An 11,162-nucleotide genomic window follows, 5' to 3' on the forward strand; every position below is an offset into this window, starting at 1 on the left:
CCGAGGCTAGAATTTATTTTAACCTAGGAAGCCACCTCTAAAATCATTCAGACAATAAGTACTCACTAAATTCGATAAAGTGGGAAACAGTTACCTTATCTACTGGAATCATAGACTTATCAGCGTCAGCGCTATTTTCACTTAATTCACTCATCATATCTTTCACTCTTTCAAGCGTTTCACGAATCAAGCTGACCATTGAGTCGCGCGGAGATTCAAACACTCCCATTGAATCATTCATCTGATTAAAGTGATTAACCATATCTACAATAGGTTGATACCGCTTTAGGTTTGATAAGTCATTCGTTCGACCTTCTTGTGAACTAGAAGGTGCACCATAAGTTCTTAACTCTTCCGCTACAGTCTTGGACAAGTCTAAGGAAAAGGATGCAATTTCGCTGGAATCAAACCCTACACTCATCGCTGATTCAAATGCATCCTGAAAGCGGTCTTGAAAAAATAATTCCGTTACATTACCTAGCTGCGACAATAGCTCGTTAATTGCCGTAAGCTCCGATTCATCCAGCTCCCCTTCGACACTATATTCAAACGACTTATCGCCGGACACAGCCACGCCTAGAGAGTTTCCCGAAGACTGGTAAATAGAGGCAAATGTATCACTCAAACGAATCGAGACTTTATCGCCATCCCTGGTCGTTAAGGAAAACTCGGTACTATCATGACTTGCATATTTGTACTTGGAAACAGCCTCGAAAGACTCTGGCTTAAGCTGTTGTTCATTGACTTTCTCTGGCGTAAAAAACTCGTAAACATTTAAAGCTTGCTGGGAGGTTTTAGCCTCAGTATCTACAGGAGTGTTAGTCGAAGCCGCAACTTCATTTCTAGCGCTCTGCTTGCTCCCTTCAGCTAAGCCATCTGCAGCACTCAGATGTTTTCCTTCAATATCATCTACCCCCTCATCAACCAAATGTCGAGACTGAGCTATTTCCTCCTCAAGCTTTTCATCCATCAAACCCAATGCGCTGATATCTTCTTTAGCGGATGAAAAGCCCGCCTCAATCCCTTTTCGAGCCTGACTTAATAAGTCACCAATTCTCGACTCATCCGCCCCGTTTCTGAGCTCGCTTTCAATTCGGCGTTCGACAAAACCGAGCACAGTATGAGCCACATCTGATGGAGAAGGCACTTTAAACTCAAACTGAGGTTTTTCGATAGTAATATTGAAACTAAAGTTTGTCTCTATCGAGCGGGAGAAAATTCTCCTTCCACTATCGGTACCGGCTTCTAAAAGCTGAGTTTCAACGCTTGTTTGCATACTTGCACTTAGCTTTGCAGAGCCAGTGCTTTCAGCTATCTTACTGGCATCTAGCGAGCGGTGCCGCGACAGCCCACCATCGTTTAGCTTGTCAATGTTATCTAATGCGTTCATACAAAACCCTCTAAAATCCGGTTGACCTCATAGCTATTACCGTCCGCAAAAAGATTTTCTTTAGGCATTCTTTTATAGAAAAGACATCTAAAGCAAGAATCTGTTATATTCCACGCAATTCACCAACTTAATGCGATTACTATGAATAAATTCCCCGAACCAAGCGACCAATACATGCCCGCCACACTCCTTCGGCGACTTCTTGCGTTTTTTTATGACAGTATCTTATGCATAGCTCTCACCATGACCATCACCATGATCTATATGGCGATTAGCCATAGCCTTATTGGTGCCGAAGAGTACAAGCAAATTAATGAGTCAGGCCAATCGCTTAAGGACCCACTACTATCCTCAACGCTTTTTATTTCCCTATTTCTGTTTTTTGGTTATTTCTGGACTAAAACCGGACAAACCCTTGGAATGCAGGTTTGGCATTTACGCATACAAAATGAGGACAACACATCAATCAGCTGGAACCAAGCCCTTGTCAGGTTCTTTGTCGCCGGAGTTTCCATTGCCGCATTCGGTCTTGGCTACCTTTGGGTATTCATCGATAAGAAAAATCGAACCTGGCAATGCATCGCATCTGAAAGCAAAGTTATACGAATTCCAAAGCGCAGCTAGACTCTAAATAAGTCAAACCAGCTTTCTCAGGTCAAAAAAAAGCTCTCGACATAATCGAGAGCTTTTTAGACAACAAACAAAAAATTAATCGTGAGCAGAGATAATCCAGTTTGTAGTCGACTCCATATCAGTAATAAACAACTGACCGATTGACTCACCAGTATCGCCGAATGAGATAGAGTGGATATCAATATCACCCTTGAAGCGCGTATTGATTGCAATACCATCCACAAAAGGATTACTACCAGCAAGCAGACCATCTATATTTAAAACAGCATCTTTAACTGCATAGATTTCACGAATAGAGTGCGCAAAACTAAATGATGAAGTGCCATCCAAACCTGTCAAATCGCCACGCTCATTGTGAATTTCCATGTCAGAAATCTGAACACCGGCAATATCAATATATACATCCAGATCTGTAATCTTAAAGTAACGACCCCAGTATATTTTGGAGTCAGCCTTACCCGTATTACCACCTAGAGGTCCAGATCCATCAAAGCCGTTACCATTGTTCTCAAGATGTAAGTCATCAGGACCTAAGTAACCCTGGATACCTAATTGACTAATCAAGGTAGTTGTACCAGCAGCACCTTGGTCGGGACCCTGACCATCAGTATCTAGACCAGCAGAACCTAGCTCATAACTTGAACTTGCCAAGCCAATTGCATCGATTTCAAGACGAAAGTCGACAGCATGCTCTAGGACTAGCTCTGCAGTATGAAAATCGTCTAATCCAAATCTACCGTCAGCTCTATACTGATCGATACCGCCTTCTGAAGCCCAGCCATCAGTAAAGTCAAAATGGATTACCAAATCACCATCACCATATGTGCGCTTATCGTCAATTACAGCGTTATCACGAGTTGAGTCAATACCGTTTGCAACACTAACAAACGTCGTATCAGTATTCCCATCATTTACATACATCTGAGCAATATCACGCATATTGGAAAAACCATATGCAAGCTCATTATCACCGTCGGTACCATCACCGGCGATGTCAATCTCAAGCCGTAAGTTGTCAAGCATCGTACCTGCAGAGCCCGTACCATTACCCAACGAGTTACCACCCATACGGATACCTTGAATCAACAAATAGCCTGCATCGTGATATGCGAACTCTCCGATCTCCCACTGACTTTCTACATCAAGAGTAAGACCTGCCTGACCCGTGACGTCTTGTAGACTATCTTCATCAAGCATTTGGACTTCGGCCATCACATTTGATGACAAAGCAGAAACTGCCGTCACCAAAGCCAACCTCTTCAAGCCTTTCATTATTGTATTCTCCTACTTTTTTTATTGTGCCGGCCTTCAGCTCTATTTTAGTCCAATCGGGATATATAGACTTTGTACCGTTAGGCGCCCCTTTCTTTCTTAAATACAGCCCGCATCCATGCATACACAAACCTGTGCCAAGGTCCTACAATCCACCCTTGACCCAAGGACTACTACATACGCATTTTATCCAGTCTAGTTGCTGCTTGAATAATACGCGAATTAACAACCTGGTTCAATCATGGAAAGTCTGTGTGAGACACTGCTCTCACTCCAGCTCAACGTGCCCTTCGCAAAAGGAATATCCCTGCTACCAAACATACCGAAATAGGAATAACAGTCGCATAGATTGGATTAAAACCAAACACAATTGCACTCGGCCCTAACAGGTCTTGTGCATACTTGAACAACAGTCCAACCACTACCCCTGAAAACACCCTAAACCCCATCGTGACAGACCTAAGAGGCCCAAATACGAACGATATTGCCACCAAGACCAATACTGCCGTTGAAATTGGCTGAAACGCTTTCTTCCAAAATGACATCATATAAGCGTCAGAGTTTAAGTCCTGAGCTTCAAGATATTGAGAATAAGTATATAAACCCGATATAGATAAGTCGTCGGATGACACAACCAACACACTAAGCACCGAGGGAGACAAGTCTGTTTGCCAAGTTTTAGTTGGGAAATGATTGACGTAAGTGCGCGCCCCTTTAAAGCTTGTTTCAATAACAGACTCTAACTGCCAAGTACCACGCTGAAAAATAGCACGCTTCGCAAACACACTACTTTCAAGCTGATGATCAGCATCATACCTCTGCAACGACACACCATGAAGCACACCGTTTGATTGCACGGCATTAAAGTGCATAAAAGTATTACCCTCCCGATGCCACACCCCTCTATGACTGGCAACATTTTGCTCTGCCCCCTGGAGAACCGCTCTACGACTCTGAGCTATACCTTCCGTTACAGGAGCAACAAACTCCCCCAAAAACAAACCAATAAGCACAACAACTATTGCAGGCTTCATCGCAAAAAAGACAATCCTTCTGGTCGATACACCCGCTGCACGAATCACCACCAACTCGCTATTTTTGGCAATTGCACCCAAGCCTATCAAGCACCCCATAAACGCCACCAAAGGCAAGTAGTCATATATTCGTCGAGGCAGGGTCGTCAGTACGAACAATGCGGCATCAATAATCCCGTACTGCTCACTCAAATCATTCACTTCCGCCATAAACGCAAACAAAACATCTAACGATAGAACAACCGCCGCAACCAATAGCATGGACGCCGCCACTGTTTGCACAATGTAACGATTAATTCTTCTCATTATTGTTCCCTAGCGCCATATATAATCTGCTAAAAAGCGTTTTCAAAAGTGCCTTATGGTTAATCAAAAATATGCCCTAATATCAGAAATTTGCTGAAGAACGATGCAGTTCATCATTTGGCTTGCTATTCTATGACGATACACGTTTTCAAACCACCTCATTATGTGCTTCAGCACTAATGACCTTCGATACGATAAGAGACAGAAATGAATTACAATATTGTCGATACCGCGATTTCATCACTAAAAGCAGACAGCCTATGCATAGGCCTATACGAAAATCAGACACTATGTGAGCAAGGCAAAGCGCTCGACAAACTTCTTGATGGGCAACTAAGCCAAAGCATATCGCAATTCGACATTGATAGTGATTCAGGAAAAAGCTTCTTCCTACCCCTTCGTAGCGAACACGCTAATAGCGTTATTCTTTTGGGCATGGGAGACAAAAAGAAGTTAAACCTAAGCAGCCTAAACAAGGCCTTCAGCGCATTAGCAAGTCAAGCGAAAAGCGCCAAAGTAAAATCCTTACACTGCTTTTTGGACAATACTATAGATGGCACAGACATTAGCGCCAGACAACTCGCAAACAGTCTCGTTCGCTCAATTTCTGACCAGCATTACACTTTCGATCAGTACAAAAGCAAAAAATCTCCGGCCATCATATTGGAAAACATCAGTGTCGTCTGCTGCACTGCAGACCAACAAGCCTTGAGCGAAGCAACTGTGATCGCTCAAGCTCAGGCGAGAGGCATGGCTACAACCAGAACGCTTGGCAACCTACCCGGAAATGTCTGTACACCTGCTTACCTAGCAGAGCAAGCACTAGCGCTAGCAAGCAGAAGTAATAACTTTGAAGTAAAAGTACTCGAAGAATCTGATATGGAAGCACTAAACATGGGTGCATTTTTATCCGTATCCAAAGGTAGCTCAGAACCAGGAAAAATGATTATCCTTGAGTATAAAGGTGGCAAAGAAGGCGATGCGCCACATATGTTAGTCGGCAAAGGCATCACCTTTGATACCGGAGGAATTAGCTTAAAACCTGGCCCGCAAATGGATGAAATGAAGTATGACATGTGCGGTGCCGCGAGCGTTATCGGTACGATGACTGCAATTGCCGACCTACAACCCAAAATGAATATCGTCTGCATCATTGCAGCGGCTGAAAACATGCCGGCTGGACACGCCTCCAAACCTGGTGATATCGTGACAACAGCTTCGGGTCAAACAGTAGAAATTCTAAACACCGATGCAGAGGGCCGCCTAGTTTTATGTGACGCCCTAACCTACGCCAAAAACTACAAGCCCGCCTCAGTTATCGATATTGCGACACTTACTGGTGCTTGCATTATCGCGCTTGGGCACAGCACCTCTGCCGTGATGGGCAATGACGACACCCTGGTCGATGAGCTTCTGCAGTCAGGCAAAGAGGTAAACGATAAAGCGTGGCAATTACCCATTTGGGATGAGTATCAGGAACAGATCGAAAGCCCCTTTGCCGATATTCAAAATATTGGCGGCAAAGGCGCAGGCAGCATTACCGCTGCATGCTTCTTGTCTAGGTTCACCAAAGAATACAAATGGGCTCACTTGGATATCGCAGGTACAGCTTGGGTATCAGGAGGAAAAGACAAAGGTGCAACAGGTCGTCCGGTTCCTTTGCTACTGAACTATCTGTTAAGCAAAGCGTCTTAAATATCTAGCAAGACTATTGAGTTAATTACGACAGCGACAACAAAAGCATGCCCAGAATAGACCTATACCTCTTAAATGAAGCCAACTTTTCTGAGCAAATTGCTTTTTGTTGCCGTTTAACGGAGAAAGCCCTGCAACAACACAGTCGAATTCATATTCAGACTGTGGACGCTATTCAAAACGAAGCACTAAACAGCGCTTTATGGACTTTCAAACTCGAAAGCTTTATTCCTCATAGTCTCGGTCAAAATGAGTCAGAAAGCAAAACCGCGCCAGTCATCATCGATGACAAACCATTAAAGTCATCACTTCAAAAAGACGATTCTTTGCTCATCCTCCTACGAAAGCAGTTACCCGAGCGCTTGGAAGATTTCAGCCGTTTGTGCTTAATCATTCCGAATATTGAAATCGAAATTCAGGACGCACGTACCTTATACAAGCAACTAAAGAGCCTTGGCCATGAGGTTCATATCCACGATCTACGGAAAGCTTAGGGAAGTCTTTGCTTTTTTAAGCAACTATATTAAGCAAGTCCCTAGCTTCAGCTCGCTCACGCCATGTATAATGTCGGCCATTTTTTATCGTATGCCAAGCGAAAGTCAGGCACTCGACCTCTAGCCATTTTTAACGAGTAAGCATCAACGATTATGGATAAGACCTACCAACCTAGCGAAATAGAACAGTCTTGGTATAAAACCTGGGAAGAAAGCGGCTACTTCAAGCCTTCAAATGAAGGCCAGCCCTACACCATTATGATTCCGCCACCGAATGTCACCGGTAGCTTGCATATGGGACATGCCTTCCAGGACTCTATTATGGATGCCCTAACCCGCTATCACCGCATGAAAGGTCATAACACTTTATGGCAGGTCGGTACCGACCACGCGGGTATCGCAACTCAAATGGTTGTTGAGCGCAAGCTTGCTGCTGAAGAAGGCAAAACTCGCCATGACCTCGGACGTGAAGCCTTTCTCGATAAAATCTGGGATTGGAAAGAAGAGTCCGGTGGCACAATTACCCGTCAGCTTCGTCGTTTAGGTGCTTCTGTCGATTGGGACCATGAACGCTTCACGATGGACGATGGCTTTTACAAAGCCGTTCAGGAAGTATTTGTTCGTTTATACAAAGATGACTTAATCTATCGCGGCAAGCGTTTGGTAAACTGGGATCCTAAGCTTCACACGGCTATTTCAGACCTGGAAGTCGAGAACAAAGACAAAAAAGGCAATATGTGGAACCTTCGCTATCCACTAGCCAATGGTGAAAAAACCTCTGAAGGTAAAAACTACTTAGTCGTCGCAACCACTCGCCCCGAAACCATGCTGGGTGATACAGGCGTTGCAGTCAACCCTGAAGATCCACGTTACAAAGACCTGATCGGTAAGTTTGTAGAATTGCCTCTTGTTGGTCGTTTGATCCCGATTGTGGGTGATGATCATGCCGACATGGAAAAAGGCACTGGTTGTGTAAAAATAACACCTGCGCACGACTTTAACGATAATCTAGTGGGTAAGCGCTGCGGCCTAGCGATGATCAATATCTTCGATATTGATGCTGCCATCCTTAAAGAAGCAGAAGTTTACGACACTGAAGGCCAAGCTTCAGATGCTTTCGATACAGCCCTACCCGCAGAATTTGCTGGCTTGGATCGATTTGAAGCGCGTAAAGCCATCATTGCAAAATTTGAAGAGCTTGGCTTATTAGAAAGTATTGATGATCACAATTTGGTTGCACCCTACGGCGACCGCTCAGGTGTTGTCATCGAACCACTTCTTACAGACCAGTGGTTCGTTCGTGCAGGCCCGCTAGCTGAACCTGCAATACAGGCAGTTGAAGATGGCGAGATTCAGTTTGTTCCCAAGCAATACGAAAACATGTACTTTTCCTGGATGCGCGACATTCAGGACTGGTGTATCTCTCGCCAGCTTTGGTGGGGACACAGAATCCCGGCTTGGTACGATGCTGAAGGTAATGTTTACGTTGGCCGCACTGAAGAAGAAGTACGTACTGAAAACAATATTGATGCTTCAGTTGAACTGTCTCAAGACGAAGACGTTCTCGACACCTGGTTCTCTTCAGCACTCTGGACTTTCGGCACACTAGGTTGGCCAGAAGCAACGGAAAGGTTGAAGACCTTCCACCCAACAGATGTTTTGGTAACGGGCTTCGATATTATTTTCTTCTGGGTTGCCCGCATGATCATGATGACCATGCACTTTATGAAAGATGAAAACGGTAAAGCCCAGGTTCCGTTCAAATATGTATACGTAACAGGCCTTATTCGAGACGAGCATGGTGACAAAATGTCCAAGTCGAAGGGTAACGTACTCGACCCGCTCGATATGATTGACGGCATCGACCTTGAATCTCTGGTTGAAAAACGCTGCGGTAATATGATGCAGCCCCAGCTTGCTCAAAAAATTGAGAAGCGCACGCGCAAGACCTTTGAAGACGGTATCTCTGCACACGGGACCGATGCACTTCGTTTTACCCTATTCTCACTGGCTTCGACGGGTCGTGATATCAACTGGGACATGAAACGCCTAGAAGGCTACAGAAACTTCTGTAACAAGATCTGGAACGCTGCACGTTATGTGCTCATGAATACTGAAGATCAGGACTGTGCTCAGAATTCTGACGATTATCAATTATCTTTAGCTGACAAATGGATCATCTCGCGCCTTCAGCAAACCGAAGCATCCATTGAAAAATCTATTGGTGAGTTCCGTCTAGATATGGCCTCACACACTTTGTATGACTTCATCTGGAATGAGTATTGTGATTGGTACCTGGAGCTTTCCAAGCCGATTCTAAACAGTGACGACAGCGACGAAGCGCTTAAGCGTGGCACACGCCGCACACTGGTACGAGTACTTGAAGCTGTACTAAGAATGGCTCACCCCTTTATCCCTTATATCACAGAGGAAATCTGGCAGCGTGTTGCTCCCTTGGCCGGTCAGTCTGGCGCAACCATTATGACTCAGCCTTACCCTGAAGCAGATGAGTCGAAAGTCGATGAAAAAGCACTGGGTGACGTTGAGTGGCTAAAAGGTGTCATCGTCGCAATACGAAACATTCGTGGTGAGATGGATATCTCTCCTGCCAAGGCAATTCCCGTTCTACTGCGTAACGGCAATAATGAAGATCAGCGCCGCTTCCAGGAAAACGAAGGCTTTGTTAAGTCACTCGCCAAGCTCGAGTCAATGAGCTGGTTAAATGACGAAGAAGCGCCTATGAGTTCAACTCAGTTAGTCGGCTCTATGGAAGTCTTGGTACCAATGGCCGGTTTGATCAACCTTGATGCCGAGATAGCTCGACTCAATAAAGAAATCGATAAGGCGGAGAAAGAAATTAAGCGCCTTTCTGGCAAACTGAACAATGAGAAGTTCGTAAGCAATGCGCCAAAAGACGTTGTAGAGAAAGAGCAGGCTAAGCTGGAAGACGCGCAAAGTAGCCAAGCCAAGCTGGCTGAACAGCTCGAAAAAATCAAGGCCATGTAATTGGCCTTGAAGCTACACATAATGGGTGCCGGTGCAATGGGCTGTCTTTGGGCAGCTCATCTGCACTGCGGATTTTCAGGGGCCTCTGGCCCGCATGTTAGCTTTATTGATAAGCGAGCATACTCAAACCTGTCTATGCGCAAGGAACTTTCCTTCTCTATTAGCAGCCCCTTCCTGGCTCACATTCCAGAAAATACCCAACTAAGCTTTAGGCTAGAACAAACACCGCAAACAATCGATTGCCTACTTGTGTGCACCAAAAGCTTCGATGCCCTTCCCGGCCTTAAAAAGCTTGGTGAAGCCATCACAGATAAAACCCTATTAGTGTTATTCCAAAATGGCCTGGGTAGCCAATACGACATTCTAGAAGCCTTTCCTGATAACCCTATTTTCGCCGCCGTCACGACTGAAGGCGCTAATCGGGTTTCTTCAAATCAAATTGTCCATGCAGGCTCCGGCCTTACGCGCGTCGGCCCCTTAAACAAAGCTGCAGAATCTAACGATGCTGCCCGAGCGCTACTTAATTACCTTCAGCCACCCGCATTAGACAAGACGCTAACACTCCAATACGAAAAGGACATATGGCAGGCTTTGTGGCACAAGCTCGTGATCAATTGCGCTATTAATCCCTATACAGCGCTACTAAATTGCCCGAATGGCCAAGTACGGACATCACGACGTTTTATTGAAGGTTGGCCAATACTGAAGCTAGAACTTAGCGAGCTGCTAAACACAGCAAGCTACCCTCTTTCCGGTGATGAAATCGAAACGCTGGTTTTCGATGTGATGCAAAAAACCAGCACAAATATCTCCTCTATGCTACAAGATATTCGCGCGGGTAAACGCACTGAAATTGATGATATCAATGGCTTTGCAGCCCGGTTTTTGGCTCAGCATACCTTAAGTAGCGAAGTGAATAGTTATTTGGCGAGCAAGGTTAAGGCTCTGCCTACACATTGAACCACCGAGGTCACAGAGCGCTTCGCTGCACAGAGGAAAGATAACACCCTAAGACTTTAGCTGAGTATTCACTCCAAAAAAGCTTTTTCCAGAGCCTGCGTATCGGCCCATATATCACAACGCTGTTTAGCCCGCGTAAGACCGGTATATAATAGCGAACGCGATAAAAGTTCTTTAGCGTAATCAGCAAGAAGAATCCCGACACGCTGGTACTCTGAGCCCTGACTTTTGTGCACCGTCATCGCGTAAGCAGGTTGCCAGGCTTTGAGCCTTTTCGGTGATACGATAATGCTCTCGCCCGAGCCTTGCGGCACCTCCACCTGAAACTTTCCCGTACTACCCGGCTCATGATTACGAGCAACGACAAAGCCA

General features: G+C 45.2%; 9 protein-coding genes. 5 read left to right on the plus strand and 4 right to left on the minus strand.

Translation table 11 applies throughout. The features are described 5' to 3' along the window. Nucleotides 1–43 precede the first annotated feature (43 nt). Nucleotides 44–1,390, minus strand: a complete 1,347-nt coding sequence (locus A3756_RS04540) for a DUF5610 domain-containing protein (RefSeq protein WP_068507828.1) — start codon at nt 1,388–1,390, stop codon at nt 44–46. Nucleotides 1,391–1,531: 141 nt separating this feature from the next. Between A3756_RS04540 and A3756_RS04545 the strand changes: the two genes are divergently transcribed. After that, the gene (locus A3756_RS04545) at nt 1,532–2,014 is read left to right on the plus strand and encodes an RDD family protein (RefSeq protein WP_068552993.1); all 483 of its coding nucleotides are present in this window, start codon (nt 1,532–1,534) and stop codon (nt 2,012–2,014) included. A gap of 84 nt (nt 2,015–2,098) precedes the next feature. Here the strand turns inward: A3756_RS04545 and A3756_RS04550 are convergent, their stop codons facing one another. Both A3756_RS04550 and lptG read right to left on the minus strand, forming a co-directional pair. After that, a complete protein-coding gene (locus A3756_RS04550) occupies nt 2,099–3,295 on the minus strand; it encodes a DUF6160 family protein (RefSeq protein WP_068552994.1) in 1,197 nt (398 codons plus the stop codon). Nucleotides 3,296–3,573: 278 nt separating this feature from the next. After that, nucleotides 3,574–4,635, minus strand: coding sequence for an LPS export ABC transporter permease LptG (gene lptG / locus A3756_RS04555; protein ID WP_068552995.1), 1,062 nt, complete (start codon nt 4,633–4,635; stop codon nt 3,574–3,576). Nucleotides 4,636–4,842: 207 nt separating this feature from the next. Here lptG and A3756_RS04560 point away from each other — a divergent pair, with 207 nt between their 5' ends. The 4 genes from A3756_RS04560 (at nt 4,843) to A3756_RS04575 (ending at nt 10,790) form a co-directional block, all read left to right on the plus strand. Beyond that, entirely contained in the window at nt 4,843–6,330 is a 1,488-nt protein-coding gene (locus A3756_RS04560) for a leucyl aminopeptidase (RefSeq protein ID WP_068507834.1), read from the plus strand. 47 nt (nt 6,331–6,377) lie between these two features. Next, a complete protein-coding gene (locus A3756_RS04565; RefSeq protein ID WP_068507836.1) occupies nt 6,378–6,824 on the plus strand; it encodes a DNA polymerase III subunit chi in 447 nt (148 codons plus the stop codon). 153 nt (nt 6,825–6,977) lie between these two features. Next, nucleotides 6,978–9,830, plus strand: a complete 2,853-nt coding sequence (locus tag A3756_RS04570) for a valine--tRNA ligase (protein ID WP_068552996.1) — start codon at nt 6,978–6,980, stop codon at nt 9,828–9,830. 21 nt (nt 9,831–9,851) lie between these two features. Then, nucleotides 9,852–10,790 carry a ketopantoate reductase family protein gene (locus A3756_RS04575; protein ID WP_068552997.1) on the plus strand — a complete coding sequence of 313 codons (939 nt, stop codon included), beginning with the start codon at nt 9,852–9,854 and terminating at the stop codon, nt 10,788–10,790. Nucleotides 10,791–10,858: 68 nt separating this feature from the next. On the opposite strand, the gene A3756_RS04580 is transcribed toward A3756_RS04575, so the two are convergent. Beyond that, a partial coding sequence (locus A3756_RS04580) for an ATP-binding domain-containing protein (RefSeq protein ID WP_197481164.1) occupies nt 10,859–11,162 on the minus strand: 304 nt, incomplete at its 5' end.

The sequence above is a fragment of the Oleiphilus sp. HI0086 genome, assembly GCF_001635225.1.

Bases quoted from the DNA above. Each gene is read 5' to 3' on its own strand.
- A3756_RS04540 (WP_068507828.1), bottom strand. From the start codon at position 1,390: ATGAACGCATTAGATAACATTGACAAGCTAAACGATGGTGGGCTGTCG.
- A3756_RS04545 (WP_068552993.1), top strand. From the start codon at position 1,532: ATGAATAAATTCCCCGAACCAAGCGACCAATACATGCCCGCCACACTC.
- A3756_RS04550 (WP_068552994.1), bottom strand. From the start codon at position 3,295: ATGAAAGGCTTGAAGAGGTTGGCTTTGGTGACGGCAGTTTCTGCTTTG.
- lptG (WP_068552995.1), bottom strand. From the start codon at position 4,635: ATGAGAAGAATTAATCGTTACATTGTGCAAACAGTGGCGGCGTCCATG.
- A3756_RS04560 (WP_068507834.1), top strand. From the start codon at position 4,843: ATGAATTACAATATTGTCGATACCGCGATTTCATCACTAAAAGCAGAC.
- A3756_RS04565 (WP_068507836.1), top strand. From the start codon at position 6,378: ATGCCCAGAATAGACCTATACCTCTTAAATGAAGCCAACTTTTCTGAG.
- A3756_RS04570 (WP_068552996.1), top strand. From the start codon at position 6,978: ATGGATAAGACCTACCAACCTAGCGAAATAGAACAGTCTTGGTATAAA.
- A3756_RS04575 (WP_068552997.1), top strand. From the start codon at position 9,852: ATGGGTGCCGGTGCAATGGGCTGTCTTTGGGCAGCTCATCTGCACTGC.